The 14988-nt window shown below is 69.3% G+C and carries 18 protein-coding genes; 10 read left to right on the plus strand and 8 right to left on the minus strand.

Features of this window, described 5'->3' with window-relative positions; genetic code table 11:
• The first annotated feature begins 41 nt into the window (after positions 1-41).
• Positions 42-1244 (plus strand): acetyl-CoA C-acetyltransferase, encoded by a 1203-nt coding sequence (locus HUT18_RS25390; protein ID WP_176102855.1) that lies wholly within the window; start codon positions 42-44, stop codon positions 1242-1244.
• A gap of 162 nt (positions 1245-1406) precedes the next feature.
• Positions 1407-2363 (plus strand): methylmalonyl Co-A mutase-associated GTPase MeaB, encoded by a 957-nt coding sequence (gene meaB / locus HUT18_RS25395; RefSeq protein ID WP_176102856.1) that lies wholly within the window; start codon positions 1407-1409, stop codon positions 2361-2363.
• Here the strand turns inward: meaB and HUT18_RS25400 are convergent.
• On the minus strand, positions 2318-2845 hold the full coding sequence (locus HUT18_RS25400) for an ATP-binding protein (RefSeq protein WP_176102857.1): 528 nt from the start codon (positions 2843-2845) through the stop codon (positions 2318-2320). The genes meaB and HUT18_RS25400 overlap by 46 nt on opposite strands.
• A 153-nt stretch (positions 2846-2998) precedes the next feature.
• On the opposite strand from HUT18_RS25400, the gene HUT18_RS25405 reads away from it, so the two are divergent.
• Complete coding sequence (locus HUT18_RS25405) at positions 2999-3877, plus strand: helix-turn-helix transcriptional regulator (RefSeq protein ID WP_176102858.1); 879 nt, start codon at positions 2999-3001, stop codon at positions 3875-3877.
• Entirely contained in the window at positions 3874-4083 is a 210-nt protein-coding gene (locus HUT18_RS25410) for a DUF397 domain-containing protein (protein ID WP_176102859.1), read from the plus strand. Before HUT18_RS25405 ends, HUT18_RS25410 begins: the two co-directional genes overlap by 4 nt.
• A gap of 76 nt (positions 4084-4159) precedes the next feature.
• Here the strand turns inward: HUT18_RS25410 and HUT18_RS25415 are convergent, their stop codons facing one another.
• On the minus strand, positions 4160-4615 hold the full coding sequence (locus HUT18_RS25415) for a PepSY domain-containing protein (RefSeq protein WP_254878802.1): 456 nt from the start codon (positions 4613-4615) through the stop codon (positions 4160-4162).
• Positions 4616-4818: 203 nt separating this feature from the next.
• Between HUT18_RS25415 and HUT18_RS25420 the strand changes: the two genes are divergently transcribed.
• The 4 genes from HUT18_RS25420 to HUT18_RS25435 are packed head-to-tail and all read left to right on the plus strand — an operon-like array spanning position 4819 to position 7696.
• Positions 4819-5478, plus strand: coding sequence for a response regulator transcription factor (locus HUT18_RS25420; protein WP_176102861.1), 660 nt, complete (start codon positions 4819-4821; stop codon positions 5476-5478).
• A gap of 29 nt (positions 5479-5507) precedes the next feature.
• Positions 5508-7121, plus strand: a complete 1614-nt coding sequence (locus HUT18_RS25425) for a cell wall metabolism sensor histidine kinase WalK (RefSeq protein ID WP_176102862.1) — start codon at positions 5508-5510, stop codon at positions 7119-7121.
• Positions 7122-7172: 51 nt separating this feature from the next.
• Entirely contained in the window at positions 7173-7436 is a 264-nt protein-coding gene (locus HUT18_RS25430; protein ID WP_176102863.1) for a type II toxin-antitoxin system prevent-host-death family antitoxin, read from the plus strand.
• Positions 7433-7696, plus strand: coding sequence for a type II toxin-antitoxin system RelE/ParE family toxin (locus HUT18_RS25435; protein WP_176102864.1), 264 nt, complete (start codon positions 7433-7435; stop codon positions 7694-7696). The genes HUT18_RS25430 and HUT18_RS25435 overlap by 4 nt, the downstream gene beginning before the upstream one ends.
• Positions 7697-7786: 90 nt before the next feature.
• On the opposite strand, the gene HUT18_RS25440 is transcribed toward HUT18_RS25435, so the two are convergent.
• The 5 genes from HUT18_RS25440 to HUT18_RS25460 form a co-directional block, all read right to left on the minus strand.
• Positions 7787-9592, minus strand: coding sequence for an NPCBM/NEW2 domain-containing protein (locus tag HUT18_RS25440; RefSeq protein ID WP_176102865.1), 1806 nt, complete (start codon positions 9590-9592; stop codon positions 7787-7789).
• 412 nt (positions 9593-10004) lie between these two features.
• Positions 10005-10514 (minus strand): MarR family winged helix-turn-helix transcriptional regulator, encoded by a 510-nt coding sequence (locus HUT18_RS25445; RefSeq protein WP_176102866.1) that lies wholly within the window; start codon positions 10512-10514, stop codon positions 10005-10007.
• A 94-nt stretch (positions 10515-10608) separates the two neighbouring features.
• Positions 10609-11409 (minus strand): AIM24 family protein, encoded by an 801-nt coding sequence (locus HUT18_RS25450; protein WP_176102867.1) that lies wholly within the window; start codon positions 11407-11409, stop codon positions 10609-10611.
• On the minus strand, positions 11406-12056 hold the full coding sequence (locus HUT18_RS25455; protein ID WP_176102868.1) for an AIM24 family protein: 651 nt from the start codon (positions 12054-12056) through the stop codon (positions 11406-11408). Before HUT18_RS25455 ends, HUT18_RS25450 begins: the two co-directional genes overlap by 4 nt.
• Positions 12056-12694, minus strand: coding sequence for an AIM24 family protein (locus HUT18_RS25460; protein ID WP_176102869.1), 639 nt, complete (start codon positions 12692-12694; stop codon positions 12056-12058). Before HUT18_RS25460 ends, HUT18_RS25455 begins: the two co-directional genes overlap by 1 nt.
• Before the next feature lie 305 nt (positions 12695-12999).
• Between HUT18_RS25460 and HUT18_RS25465 the strand changes: the two genes are divergently transcribed.
• Positions 13000-13350: a DUF3817 domain-containing protein gene (locus HUT18_RS25465; protein ID WP_176102870.1), complete on the plus strand. Its 351-nt coding sequence runs from the start codon at positions 13000-13002 to the stop codon at positions 13348-13350.
• On the plus strand, positions 13347-13643 hold the full coding sequence (locus HUT18_RS25470; RefSeq protein WP_176102871.1) for an MTH1187 family thiamine-binding protein: 297 nt from the start codon (positions 13347-13349) through the stop codon (positions 13641-13643). Before HUT18_RS25465 ends, HUT18_RS25470 begins: the two co-directional genes overlap by 4 nt.
• Before the next feature lie 21 nt (positions 13644-13664).
• On the opposite strand, the gene HUT18_RS25475 is transcribed toward HUT18_RS25470, so the two are convergent.
• Complete coding sequence (locus HUT18_RS25475; RefSeq protein ID WP_176102872.1) at positions 13665-14795, minus strand: GlxA family transcriptional regulator; 1131 nt, start codon at positions 14793-14795, stop codon at positions 13665-13667.
• Positions 14796-14988 lie beyond the last annotated feature (193 nt).

Genomic DNA, 14988 nt, shown 5'->3' on the forward strand with positions numbered 1-14988 from the left:
GAGTAAACCCTCGTTCACTCCTATCCAAGGAGCCGTGCCTGATGTCTGGAACGACCGGAAACACCTCGGTTATCGTCGCCGGTGCCCGTACCCCCATGGGGAAGATGCTGGGCTCGCTCAAGTCCTTCTCCGCCACCGACCTGGGCGGTTTCGCCATCAAGGCCGCCCTCGACCGGGCCGGTATCGCCGGTGACCAGGTCGACTACGTGATCATGGGCCAGGTGCTGCAGGCCGGTGCCGGCCAGATCCCCGCGCGCCAGGCGGCCATCAAGGGCGGCATCCCGATGAGCGTCCCGGCGCTCACCGTCAACAAGGTGTGCCTCTCCGGCCTCGACGCCATCGCGCTCGCCGACCAGCTCATCCGTGCAGGTGAGTTCGACATCGTGGTCGCCGGTGGCCAGGAGTCGATGACCAACGCCCCGCACTTGCTCCCCAAGGCGCGGCACGGCTACAAGTACGGCTCCCTCGAAGTCCTGGACCACATGGACTACGACGGTCTGACCGACGCCCACGAGAACATCCCGATGGGCACCTCGACCGAGAACTTCAACGGCAAGCTCGGCATCACCCGCGAGGTGCAGGACGAGATCGCCGCCCTGTCCCACCAGCGTGCCGCCGCCGCCCAGCAGAAGGGCTACTTCGACGCGGAGATCACCCCCGTCGAGGTCCCGCAGCGCAAGGGCGACCCGGTGCTTTTCAGCCACGACGAGGGTGTCCGCGGTGACACCACGGTCGAGACGCTGGGCAAGCTGCGCCCGAGCTTCACCAAGGGCGGCACCATCACCGCCGGTACCGCCTCGCAGATCTCCGACGGCGCCGCCGCCGTCGTGGTGATGAGCAAGGCCAAGGCCGAGGAGCTGGGCCTTGAGTGGATCGCCGAGATCGGCGCCCACGGCAACGTCGCGGGCCCGGACAACTCGCTGCACTCGCAGCCGTCCAACGCGATCAAGGACGCGGTGAAGAAGGAGGGCATCTCGGTCGAGGACATCGACCTCTTCGAGATGAACGAGGCCTTCGCCGCCGTCATCCACCAGTCCGGCAAGGACCTCGGCGTCACCTCCGACGTGGTCAACGTCAACGGCGGCGCCATCGCGCTCGGCCACCCCATCGGCATGTCCGGTGCGCGCGTGGTCCTCACCCTGGCGCTGGAGCTCAAGCGCCGCGGCGGCGGCATCGGTGCCGCCGCGCTGTGTGGCGGCGGCGGCCAGGGCGACGCCCTGATCGTCCGGGTCCCCAAGGCCTGACACCCGGCCGCGGGCGTGCCGGTCCGGCCCCTGAGGAGGCCGGTCCGGTACGCCCGTCCGGTACGCACCACGGCGATACGTACGGCGCGCCACGCAGAGCGCGCACCGTACGGCGCGACAGCCAGAGCGACACGTACAGCGCGACAGCGAAACGGAGCTGCAATGCAGGACGTCTCCACCCTGGTGGCCGACGCCAGGAAGGGCCGGCCGCGAGCCGTGGCCCGGCTGATCTCCCTGGTGGAGGGGGCGTCCCCGCAGCTCCGCGAGGTCATGGCGGCACTCGCGCCGCTCACCGGCAACGCCCACGTCGTCGGCCTCACCGGATCGCCCGGCGTCGGCAAGTCCACCTCGACCTCGGCCCTGGTGGCCGCGTACCGCAGGCAGGGCAAGCGGGTCGGCGTCCTGGCCGTCGACCCCTCCTCGCCGTTCTCCGGCGGCGCTCTGCTCGGCGACCGCGTCCGGATGTCCGAGCACGCCTCCGACCCCGGCGTCTACATCCGCTCCATGGCCACCCGCGGCCACCTCGGCGGCCTGGCCTGGTCCGCCCCGCAGGCCATCCGCGTACTGGACGCGGCGGGCTGCGAAGTCGTCCTGGTCGAGACCGTCGGCGTCGGCCAGTCCGAGGTGGAGATCGCCTCCCAGGCCGACACCAGCGTGGTCCTGCTCGCCCCCGGCATGGGCGACGGCATCCAGGCCGCCAAGGCCGGAATCCTGGAGATCGGCGACGTCTACGTGGTCAACAAGGCCGACCGCGACGGCGCCGACTCCACCGCCCGCGAGCTCAACCACATGCTCGGCCTCGGCGAAGCGCGGGGGCCCGGCGACTGGCGCCCCCCGATCGTCAAGACCATCGCCGACCGGGGCGAGGGCATCGACGAGGTCGTCGAGGCCCTGGAGAAGCACCGCGCCTGGATGGCCGAACACGGCGTACTCACCGAACGCCGCCGCGCCCGCGCCGCCCGCGAGGTCGAGACCATCGCGGTGACGGCGCTGCGGGAACGGATCGGGGATCTGCACGGGGACAAGCGCCTGGGCGCCCTGGCCGCGCGCGTGGTGAGCGGGGAACTCGACGCCTACCGTGCGGCGGACGAGCTGATCACCGGGCTCACCCAGGGCTGACAGGGGCCGGTCGCGGAGCGGGTCTCCCGCCTCGGACCCGCCAACTCCCTTACCGGCAAATCGAGTTCCGCCCACACCGTCTTACGCGGCACTGGCCCCGCAATCACGCCCCAGCGGTCCGCCAGTGCCTCCACGAGCACCAGCCCCCGCCCCGACTCGGCTTCCCCGTCCGGGAGTTGAGGTCCGGGGAGCCTGGGCAACTCCTCACCCCGCGTATCCGTCAGCGCGATACGCAGCACATCGGTCTCCTCCTTCAGTACGAGCAGGAAGTCACGGCCCGTTACCCGACCGTGCGTCGCCGCATTGGTGGCGAGTTCCGCGACGACGTGTTCGGCGGACTCCACGACCGGGACCGGCAGACCCCGCACACGCATCCACGCGACGGAGAAGTGCCGGGCAAGGCGAGCACCGCGTCGCGTGGCCGAGAGCCGGACGCTGAAGTGCCGGGCGTTGTCAAGGGGTTGGGGTTTTTTCTCGTTCACGTGACTTAGCGTGGCCGCATATGCCTACGGTGAACAGTGACATCGCGGTTGCGTACGGTAACTGTCGGCTGTCTGTCCGGTGCTGTCCGGGCTGTCCGGTCCGGCCGTACGGGTATCCGCGTTGCGGTGCAACTGCGCGACGGAGGTAGCGAGATGAGTGTGGACAAACCTGACTCGGGGCGGCTCAACGGCGAGGACGACGATCCCGCTTGGGATGTCGATCCGGACGACGAATGGGGCCTGGCGGTCCTGGAAACCGTGGGGCAGCAGCTCAAGTTGCACCGCGAGGCCGCGGGGTTACGGGCGGGGGAGTTCGGGGCCCTCGTGGGGTACGGCGAGGACCTGGTCTACAAGGTCGAGGGCGGCACGCGGATTCCGCGGCCCGAGTATCTGGACAAGGCCGAGGAACGGTTGCGGGCGGGCGGGCTGATCCGGGCGATGAAGGAGCCCGTCGCCAAGGTCCAGTACCCGAAGAAGGTCCGAAAGATCGCGGACTTGGAGGCGAAGGCAGTCGAGATCGGGCTGTACAGCAACCACAACATCCATGGCCTCTTGCAGACCGAGGAACACATGCGGGCTTTGATGGGGGTCTGGCTGCCCACTCCCACGGAAGCGGAGGTGGAGCGGGCGGTGGCGGGTCGGCTGTCCCGTAGTTCTCTTTTCGAGAAGTCCCCGGCGCCGTCGCTGAGCTTCGTGCAGGAGGAGGTGACTCTGAGGCGGCCGGTTGGGGGCACAATGGTTCGACGGCGCCAACTTGAACGTCTTTTGGAGCTGGGCAAGTTGCCCAACGTCTCGATTCAGGTCATGCCGAGCGACGCGGAAGATCATGTCGGGACGGGCGGGCTGATCGAGGTGCTCAAGTTCTCGGACGGGACGGCTGTGGGGCGCAGTGACGGGGCGTTCAACGGGCGCCCCGTGACGACCCCGAAGCAGCTACGAATTCTGGAGCTGCGTTACAACATGATCCGTACGGCGGCCCTCACCCCACGAGAGTCGAGGGCCCTCATTGAGCGAATGCTTGGAGAGACATGACCCGCACCTCCGCCGATTCGAGTGTCACCGAACTGGCGTGGTTCAAAAGCAGTTTCAGCAGCAGCGGCGACCCCACCGACTGCGTGGAAGTGGCCAACACGCCTGTAGCCACCCACGTCCGGGACAGCAAGACCGCTGATGGCCCCCACCTCACCTTCCCTGCCACTGCATGGTCGGCCTTCCTCTCGTACGCCACCGGGAACTGATTCCCTCAACTGCCCCCGCCCCAGCCCCAGTTGACCGAAACCAACCGGAGGCGGGGCGCAGTGCTGTGCGGGGACATCAGTCCTGGTCGTCGTCCTTGCCCTCGTGGGTGTCGTCGCGGTCGTCCCGGTCGTCGGACTTGTCGTCCTGGTCATCCCGGTCGTCGGCCTTGTCGTTGCGGTTGTCGTCCCGGTCGTCGTCGCTCTCGTCCTCGGCGTCAGCCGTGACCTTGCCGGTGGTGGCGTCGACGTTCCAGTCCTGCTCGGCGCCCTTGGACGAGGTCGTCTCGACCTCCCAGACGGCCTTGCCGGACTCGTCGTCGAGTTCGACGCCGGTGACCTTGCCCCGGTCGGCGACGGCGGCAGCGGCCTCCTCGGCGGTGACCGGGTGCTCCTGCGCGGTGCTCTGCGCGGAGCGCGAGCTGGAAGCCGTACGGTCGTCACCGCCGCCGCCGCCGCCCACGGCGAAAGCGGTGGCCGTGCCGCCCGCGAGCAGCGCGGCGGTGGCGGTGGCGACGACGAGCTTGCGCTTCATGGGCATGGAAATCCTCCAGGTCTGTGCGTCTGTCGCAGCGACTCTGCGACTTCGCGACTTTGTGACTCTGCGTCCGAGCGCCTTGCGGCGCCCGGTGGACCGGATCTCGTCCCGGCCACGGCATTCACAGTCCCGGAGCGACGCTGAAGGCAGCCTGAAGGAACCTGAAGGGTTCTTCAGGAGGGATTTGCGAGGCTGTGCGCATGCGCCTGTTGATCGTGGAGGACGAGAAGCGGCTGGCCCTGTCCCTCGCCGCGGGCCTGACGGCCGAGGGCTATGCCGTGGACGTGGTCCACGACGGCCGGGAGGGCCTGCACCGCGCCGCCGAGGGGACGTACGACCTGGTGATCCTCGACATCATGCTGCCGGGCATGAACGGCTACCGGATCTGCGCCGCCCTGCGCGCCGCGGGACACGAGATGCCGATCCTGATGCTCACCGCCAAGGACGGGGAGTACGACGAGGCCGAGGGCCTGGACACCGGCGCGGACGACTACCTCACCAAGCCGTTCTCGTACGTGGTGCTGCTCGCCCGGGTGAAGGCGCTGTTGCGCAGGCGGGGGGCCGGGCGGGCGCCGGTGCACCGCTTCGACGGCCTGACGGTGGACACGGCCGCTCGCCGAGTGTGGCTCGATGAGGAGGAAGTCCCGTTCACGGCAAAGGAGTTCGCGGTCCTGGAGCAGCTCGTACTGCGGGCCGGTGAGGTGGTGTCCAAGGCGGAGATCCTGGAACACGTCTGGGACTTTGCCTACGAGGGCGACCCGAACATCGTCGAGGTCTACATCCGTACGCTGCGCCGCAAGCTGGGCGCCGGTCTCATCGTCACGGTGCGCGGCGCCGGGTACCGCCTGGAGGCCCGCTGATGAGACAGCCGTCGACGAGAAAGCGGTCGATGAGACGCCGGCCGCTCGCCTCCGTACGAGCCCGTGCCACGCTCGCCGCGACCCTCGTGGTCGCCGTCGCCCTGGTGGTGGCCGGGTTCACCGTCCTGACCGCCCTGCGCTCCAGCCTCTCCGCCGAGGCGGGCAACCGGGCCGAGTCCTCCGCCCGCGACGTCGCAGCCCAACTCGCGGGCGGGCGTGCGCCCGCGCGGCTCGAACTGCCCGACGCCGAGGACAGCCCCGTACAAGTCGTGGACGACCAGGGGCGGTTGCTCGCGGCGGACGAGGACTTGGAGGCGGTGACCGGGACCGGCACGGGGTCGGTACGCCCGCAGCCCACGAGGCAGTCCCGCCCGGAGCCCACGGAATCGGCCCGCCCGGAGGGGAACGACAGCGGACCGGACACGGACGACGATGACGCGAATGACGCCGGCGACGCGAATGATACGGACGACGCGAACGACGACGAAGGCGATGGCGTAACCGAGGACGGCGACAACGACAACGACAACGACGGCGAAACGGACGACGACTGGCGCGGCCACCCCGGTGAGATCGACCCCGATGCGGAGTGGAGCGAGGGCACTGCGACCGTCGACGGGGAGAAGTCCGCGTACCGCTTCGCCGCGGTGCATGTGGCGCTGCCCTCCGGTGAACCGGTGACGGTGTACGCAGGAGCCTCCCTGGACGCCGAACACAGCGCGAACCGGACCGCGTTGACGGTGATGCTCATCGGGCTGCCGGTACTTCTGCTCGTCGTGGGCGGGGTGACCTGGCTGGTGACCCGGCGGGCGTTGCGTCCGGTGGAGGGGATCCGCAGCGAGATGGCCGCGATCACCGCCTCCGAGGACCTGTCCCGACGGGTGCCGGAACCGGCCACCCATGACGAGGTGGCCAGGCTGGCCAGGACCACGAACGAGACCCTGGCCGCCCTGGAATCGTCGGTCGAACGCCAGCGCCGCTTCGTCGCCGACGCCTCCCACGAACTGCGCAGCCCCATCGCCTCACTGCGCACCCAGCTCGAAGTAGCCGCCGCCCACCCGGAGTTGCTCGACCTCGACGGCGCGGTCACCGACACCGTACGACTGGAACGCCTCGCCGCCGACCTCCTCCTGCTCGCCCGCCTCGACGCGGGGGAGCGGCCCGCCGGAACACACTTCGACCTCGCCCAACTCGTGGCCGAAGAAGCCGCGTCCCGCCCGGCGGACCGCACCGCACTACGACTCGACCTCGAACCGGCCGAAGTCACCGGCTCCCGCGGCCAGTTGGCCCAAGTCCTGCGGAACCTCCTGGACAACGCCCAGCGGCACGCGCGTACGGAGGTCACGGTCACCCTGCGGACGGAGGGCGAGCTGGTGCGACTCTCGGTGGCGGACGACGGCGAGGGCGTACCCGAGGCGGACCGCGACCGAATCTTCGAACGCTTCGTCCGCCTCGACGAGGCCCGCACCCGCGACGACGGCGGCGCGGGCCTCGGCCTCGCGATCGCGCGGGACGTCGCGACTCGGCACGGCGGAACCCTCACCGTGGGCGAAAGCCCGGCGGGCGGCGCGGAGTTCGTTCTTGTGCTTCCGGGGGCGGAGCGCGGCGGGTCCGATTCCGGAGTGGCAGCGGGGAGAGGGTGACAGCTTCGTCATCTGCGTGTTGGTAGCCGACGGCAGAGATAGCTTGGTGTGATGTCCGATCTTCCTGACGCAATCGAAGAAGGCGACCTGCCCGGTTTGCTCAAGGCTGCGATCCACCGTGCCGAGCAAGGCGGGGCCATCACCATCACCAGGAACGGCAAGCCCGTGGCTGCGCTGGTCTCCATTGCCGACTACGAGGCCGCCGAGAACGCGGTGGACGCGGCTTTGGCCCGTAGGGCTCGTCCCGACGACGACGGGGCCCGTTTCAGTCTCGATGAGCTCGAGGCCGAGGTACTGGAGGACGGCGAGGCGTGAGCTACACCGTTACCTTCACGCGGCACGCGGCCAAGGCCCTCAAGGCACTGGAGAAGACAACTCAGAAGAGGATTCTCGACGCACTCAAGACCCTGGCCAAGGAGCCTCGCGCCCCTCAGCACGATGTAAAGAAACTCAAGGGCGGGGCGGGCGAGTACCGGTTACGTGTCGGCGACTACCGCGTGATTTACACGCTCACGGACTCCAAGCTGGAGGTCACGGTGGTGGATGTGGCGCACCGTCGCGACGCCTACAGCTGAGTACCGCCGGCCGCTGTGGCACGACGGCGGCTCCACCGTCGTGCCACGCGTACCGCGAGTGTCAGAACTCCGGCCGTAGCCGGGCCCGGCTCAGCAACTCACCCGCGCCCCCGCCCAATCCGCATGGTCGTAATCGACCCCGTCCACCGTCCCCGTCACCCGCAACTCCAGCGACTTCACGCCCTGTACGGACACGGAGAGCACGGTCGGCTCCTCACCCCCCGACTTCGCCTCCGTATACGCGAGCAGCTTCCCGTCCCCGTACACCCCGAACTGCACACTGCCGCGTCCGGCACCCACCTCGTCGTCCACGCCGACCTCGGCGGTGAACGTCTCGCAGGAGCCGCCCAGCCACAGGTTCACCGCGGACTCGGCGTTGGTGCCCAGACCGTGCTCGTACGTCCTGCCGCCCAGTGACAGCGTGCGCCCGTCACCGGCCCCCTGCTCGCCGTTGGAACGGTTGCGCTCGACGGGACCCCAACCGTTGTACGAGGCCGCCCAGTTCATGTCACCGGCACGGTGCTCACCGGCGGGGAGCGGGGCGTTCAGTGAGCCCTTGCGTTCGACGCGGTAGACGACGGCGTCGCGGGCGGGTACCTCGGCCGAGAGGGGGCCGGAGCTGGTGGAGGTACGGCCCGTCCACAGGTCGCGCAGCGCGTACGAGGCGGAGCCGCCCAGGTTGAGGGCGGCGGCCGAAGTCGACACGGTGCGGGGGCTGTTGCCGCGGTTCAGGAGTGCCACGGCCACATCGCCGTCGGCGAGCGGCTTGGCCCAGACCTCGGCGTCGCCGACGCGGCTGATGCGGCGGCCCGCCGAGCCACCCCAGCTCTGGTCGACCTCGATGAGGGCGGAGTTGGTGAGGATCTCGCGGGTGGTGTCGTTCATGGTGGCGATGTTGTTGCCCGCGATCAGCGGTGAACCGCCCACCGCCCACAGGGAGAACTGGGCGCGCGCCTCGCCCGCGGGCATGTCGCCGTTGCCGATCTGGAGCATGTCCCAGTCGTTCCAGCGCTGCGGGGCGCTGCGGAAGGACAGCGGGGCCGCGAGGTCGATGTTGTTGAGGGTGCCCATCGGGTAGTGGCTGGGGCCGCTGCCGTCGGTCCACCAACTCGTGTTCAGGTCCTCGCCGATGCGGGTGCTGTGGGCGTAGTCGCCGAAGTCGTGCTTCGAGGCGTACTCGGCGGTGTGCCGGGAGCCCGGGTTGATGTTGTAGAGGATCGGCCGGCCGGTGTCCTTCAGCGCGTCCCGCATGAGCGCGAAGCGTTCGCGCTGTTCCTCCAGGGTGCCGCCGGAGTCGCACCAGTCGTACTTCAGGTAGTCCACGCCCCAGGAGGCGAAGGTCGCCGCGTCCTGCTTCTCGTGGCCGAGGCTGCCCGTGTAGTTGGCGCAGGTCGTGGTCATCGGCGCGGCGTACATGCCGAACTTCAGGCCCTTGGCGTGGACGTAGTCGGCGACCGCCTTCATGCCGTTCGGGAACTTGCCCGAATCGGGGACCAGTTGGCCGGATGCGTCACGTCCGTCGGACCAGCAGTCGTCGATGATCACGTACTGGTATCCGGCCTTCTTCATCCCCGAGGACACCATGGCGTCGGCCGCTTCGCGCACTTTGGCGTCACTGATGTCGCAGCCGTAGGCGTTCCAGCTGTTCCAGCCCATGGGCGGGGTGGTGGCGATGCCTCCCGCCGCGGCTTTCGCATCGGCCTTCGTATCGGCCTTCGTACCCGCTTTCGTACCGGCTTTCGTACCGGTGGTGTCGGCAGGAGAGTCGGTGCTGGCGGAGGCCGTCGCGGTGGCGAACAGGCTCCCTGCCAACGCCAGGGCCGTGACCACTGCCAGGGGATTGGTTGGACGTATCGATCCGAGTCCGAAGGGGGACTTGGTGGTTCTGCTGGGCACGTTGCTCGCCTTTCGTGGGGAACGAGTCGAGTCCGAACATCCGCTGGCGATGGGTGAGGGCGCGTCGCCGCCATCGCCGCCATCGCCGGGAAGCACGACGCGCGTGTTGGCGCGCGGTGAATCCGCCTCACAGGCGAACGCAACATAGTGTCAATTCTGAACAGAATTCAATGACTTCGCACAAGGTCCGTGCTTGCTGCGGTCGTTTCCGCGTCCGGGCGGCGCACTTGCGTCAACTGCCCTTGCGGGCAAGGGAATGTGAGGCCGCCGCCCGCGGCACGGTGAGTGCGGCAGGTCCCGGAACGCGACCGGCGCCCCGCCAACTCGGGCGGAGCGCCGATGACTTGGGCCGGACGGGGCCGGACCGAAGCGGAATGGGCCGGACGGAACCGGGCCGGGTGTGCCGGTGTGCTCAGGCCCGGCTGCCCCGCTGCCCCCGCAGATGCTCCGCCACGGGCGCCAGGGCCGTGCGCAGTCCGGCCAGGGAGTCCGGGGTGAGCAGATCGATGAAGTGCCGTCGTACGGACTCGACGTGGTGCGGGGCGACCTTGTGCATCGTCTCGCGGCCCGACTCGGTGAGGGCGGCGTACAGGCCCCGGCGGTCCGACTCGCAGCTCTCGCGGCGGACCAGACCGGAGTTCTCCATGCGGGTGATCTGGTGCGAGAGCCTGCTCTTGGACTGGAGGGTCGCCGTCGCCAGGTCGCTCATGCGCATCCGCTGGTCCGTGGACTCGGAGAGATTGACCAGGATCTCGTAGTCGTTGATCGTCAGGCCGAAGGGCTGGAGGTCCTTCTCCAACTGGTTCATGAGCAGCCGGTTGACCTCCAGGTGGGTGCGCCAGGCGCACTGCTCCGCGTCGGTCAGCCAGGGGGTCTCCCCGGGGGACGGAGTCTGGGGGAGGGTGGCGGTTTCGGTTCCCATGCAGTCGACTCTACCTAAGAAGTTGAAAAGCGAACGAATGGCAAGGGGGGTGACGGTGTGCACACGTTCGACGTCACACTCCGCAGGCTACCGCTCACAGCCCGAAGCGGCGCTGGAGGTCGCCGAGTTGTCCGGGAAGCCTCGGTGACGACGACTGCGGTGCGCCGCCTGACGGAGCGTGACCGCCGGGCACTCCGGCCTCCCCCGGGACCGCGCCCGTGGCCTCCTCCGGCATGAGTGTCTCGGAGGACTGGAGCAGTACGGTGCCGGCCCCGACGAACTCGAACTGGTGCTCCTCGCCGGAGGCGCCCGAAGTCCCGGTCAGCGCGCGGATGCCGCCCATCAGACCGGACATGTAGGCGTGGTCGTAGTGGTGGCAGGGGGAAGGGCAGTCCGCCCAGCCGACCAGGGCCTGCGGGTCGACCCGCAGCGGGGGCTCCATGAACACCACGGGGCCGTTCGAGGCGGCCACGAACTTGCCCGTGCCGATGAGGGTGAGGAAGCCCGGGACGATCGACTGCTTCAGCGAGAGACTTGGCTGAAAAGCGAGCAGGTTGCCGGAGCGAACGGTCAGATTGCCGTCCTCCAGGTCGTACGAATTGACGTCGAAGGCCCGGTCGGCGAGGAGCATCTTGCCCTGGCCCTCGGCGACGACCCAGTCGCCCGCGTGCAAAGGTGAATGAAAACTGCTGCGAACGAGCGCGTCCAATCGTCCGTGCCCGATGCCGTTGAAGTCGATCGAGCCGTAGTAGGCGATCATCTTGCCCTTCTGCAGGAACCACTGGCTCCCCTTGAGCTCCACGCAGAAGGTGTAGTGGTTGACGTTGTCGTCGACCGGCAGGGTCATCGGGTCGTAGACGGCCGGTCCGCCCGCCGGGGCGCCGTAGGTGTTCACAGCTTTTCCTCCGATGCCTGGACGTAGACGGTTCCGTTGCCGCTCAGCTCGAGCTGGAACGCCTCGCCGGAGCCGCGGCCCACCATGTCCCGCCAGCCCAGGGCGGCGGACAGCTTGTTGCGGACGTCGCCGTGGTGGGCGACATAGGCCTGCGGGTCGACGTGCACCGGGCGCTGCGGGGTGATCGGTACCTCGATGACGCCGCCGTGTGCCATCACGGCCACCGAGCCGTGGCCCTTGAGCGTCGTGGTGAACAGGCCCTGGCCGGTGACCTGGCCGCGCACCATGCCCATGACGCCGCCCTGCGAGCCCATGAACATCGTGCCCTGCTCCAGGGTCCCGTCGAAGGCGAGCAGCCGGTCGGCCTCCACGTAGAGGGTGTCGCCGGTCAGGCCGATCACCTGGACGTGGTGGCCGCCGTGCCCGAACATCACGGTGCCGTTGCCCTCGACCGTCATCAGCGGCGCGGCCTCGTTCGCGACCCGGCGGCCGATCATCGACATCACGCCGCCCTGGCCGCCCGAGCGGTTCGGGGTGAAGGTGACCTCGCCGCGGTAGGCGAGCATCGCGCCGCGCTGCGAGAAGAGCCGCTGGCCGGGCGCCACGGTGGCCTCGACCATCCTGGAGTTGACCTCGCGGAAGGGCATCAGACCTCCCCTCCGATCGTGTTGCGCTCGCTGGGCTGTACGTACACGAGCCCCTCGCCCTCGAAGCGGATCTGGAAGGCCTCGCCGCCGCCCTCGCCGAGGAAGGTGCGGAAGGTCACGCCGGACTGGAAGCTCTGCCGTACGTCGCCCTGGTGCGCGACATAGGCGCCCGGGTCGACCGTGAGCGGGTACTGGGCGCTGACGCGCAGCACCGTCGCCGGGCCGTCGGACATGATCGCCGCCTGGCCGTGGCCCTCCACGGTCGTGGTGAACAGGCCGTTGCCCTGCGAGGCGCCGCGCACCCCGGTGAACGAGGTGCCGGTGCGCAGGCCCGCGTCCACGCAGAGCAGGTTGCCCGCCTCGACGTAGAGCTTGTCGCCCTGGAGATTCACCAGGTTGATCTCGGTGGCCCGGTCGGCGAACCAGCAGGTCCCCTCGCCCCTGACCTCCATCAATTCCATCTGTTCGCCGGTCAGGCGGCGGGTGACCATGCCGCGCAGGCCCTCACCGCCGCCGGACATCTTCTTGAACGCCATCCGGCCGTCGTAGGCGACCATCGAGCCGTTCTTCGCCTTCACGGCGTCGCCGGTCATGTCGACGGCGAGCACCTTGCTGCCTTGGAGTCGGAACGTTGCCACCCGGAAAAGGTAGCCCGCTGTCGGGCAAGTCCGACAGGGCTGCCCTCGTCCCCGGGTGAGTTACGGACCGGGAGGCGGGCCGGAGCCGTGGGCGGAGGGGGAGCGGGAGGGGGAGCGGGAGGGGGGAGCGGGAGGGGGCGGGGCGTGGGTTCGGCCGGATCCGTGGGGTGTGTGGCGGGACCCCGTCGCCGAGGCCGCCCGGCGGGCTGCGACAATGACCGGAGAGCTTGTGAGCACGTTCACAAGATCGCCTCTCACCACCCCGAATCGGTTCTCACGACCCGAAGCGACCCCGAAGGTTCACCGTGGACATCAAGACCGCCACCGCCTTGCACCGGCTGCGCCTCGTCTCCCTGCCGGAGGCGCTCTCCTTCCCCGCCCTGCTGATCTTCGGCTCCCTGCTGAGCCGGATCTCGGACATCGACTTCCTGATGATGCCGCTGGGCCTGATCCACGGCATCCTCTTCGTGACCTACGTGGTCCTGCTCGCCGACGTCTGGTACCGCACCAAGTGGCCCTGGCAGAAGGTCGCGGTCTACTTCCTGCTCGCCCTGCCGCCCTTCGGCGGTCTGTACGCGCACCGCAAGCTCGGCCGCGAGGAGCAGGACGGCGTCATCGCCGCCCGCGCCCGGAGCGAAGGCGTCGTGAACACGTGATCGTCGCCTTCTCCGTGACGCCGCTCGGCGTCGGCGAGGACGTCGGTGAGTACGTCGCCGACGCGGTGCGGGTGGTCCGCGAGTCCGGACTCCCGCACCGTACGGACGCGATGTTCACGTCCATCGAGGGCGAGTGGGACCAGGTGATGGACGTCGTACGCCGTGCCGTCGCCGCCGTCGAGGCCCGTGCGCCGCGCGTCTCGCTGGTCCTCAAGGCGGACATCAGGCCGGGTGTGACCGACGGCCTCAGCTCCAAGGTCGCGACGGTGGAGCGGCACCTCGCCGAGGGGTAATGCGGCTGCACGGCTGGACAGCTAGACCGGTTCTTTCCGGCCCGCTTCCTCTCTCCGGCCCGCTTCTTCTTTCCGGCCGACTTCTTCTCTCCGGTCCTCTGATCCTTTCCGGCCTTCTGGTTCGTTCCGGCCCTGTGATGCGCTGGCCTGGAAAGTGCGGCGGTAAGCGAGCGGGGCCACGCCGATCGCGGCGTGGAGGTGCTGGCGCAGTGAGGTGGCGGTGGCGAAGCCGACCTGGCCGGCGATCTGATCGACCGACAGATCGCTGGTTTCGAGGAGATGGCGCGCCCTGGCGACCCGGTGCCGGGTGAGCCAGCGTCCCGGACTCTCCCCGGCTTCGTCGCCGAAGCGGCGGGCGAAGGTTCGTAGGCTCATCCGCGCATGGCCCGCGAGGTCGGCGAGAGTGAGCGGGAGATGCAGGTTCTCCAGGGCCCAATGCCGGGTCGGGGCCGTGGTGGCGGTGGCCGGTTCGGGGACCGGATGCTCGATGTACTGGGCCTGGCCGCCTTCCCGCCACGGGGGCACCACACACAGTCGGGCGACGTGGTTGGCCACCGCGCTGCCGTGGTCGCTGCGCACGACGTGCAGGCATACGTCCACGCCGGAGCCCGCGCCCGCCGAGGTGAGGATGTCGCCGTCGTCGACGAAGAGCACGTCGGCGTCGAGCCTGACCCGTGGGAACAGGCGGCGGAAGTGTTCGGCGAGGGCCCAGTGCGTGGTGGCGGGGCGGTCGTCGAGGAGTCCGGCCGCGGCGAGGACGAAGGCGCCGGTGCAGATCGAGACCAGGCGGGTGCCGGGGCGGATCATGGCGAGGGCCTCGGCGACGGGTTCGGCGAGTTCGCCGGTGGCCAGGGTCAGGTCGTAGGGCGGGATCACGACCGTGTCGGCGGTGGACAGGATCTCCGGGCCGTGGGCGACCGTGATCTCGAAGTCCGCGTCGGTACGTACCGGGCGGCCGTCGGCGGTGCAGGTGCGCAGCTCGTAGCGTCCGTTGGTGCTGCCGAAGACCCGGTTGGGGATGCCGAGTTCGAACGGATAGACCCCGTCCAGCGCGAGGACGGCGACGCGGTGTGCCGGCGCTGACCTGCGCGGTTCCAGTCCCGGTCCCAGCTCCAGTCCCGGTCCCAGTCCCGGTCCCAGTCCCTGGTTCATGACACCGCCGCCTCTCAGTTTCTCGTTGATGCCCGACCCTCGTTGCCGCCCGCTCGCGCTGATCCCCGAGCCACCCGGCGCCCGACGCCCGATAGTCGATGGCACGATCCCATCGAATAGTGACCATCATGCCATTGTTCGGCTCACCCCGCGGCGGCAGTGTGGACCGCATGACAACTGCGAACACCTCACA

The sequence above is a fragment of the Streptomyces sp. NA04227 genome (assembly GCF_013364195.1).
In the GTDB taxonomy this organism is placed as follows: Bacteria; Actinomycetota; Actinomycetes; order Streptomycetales; family Streptomycetaceae; genus Streptomyces.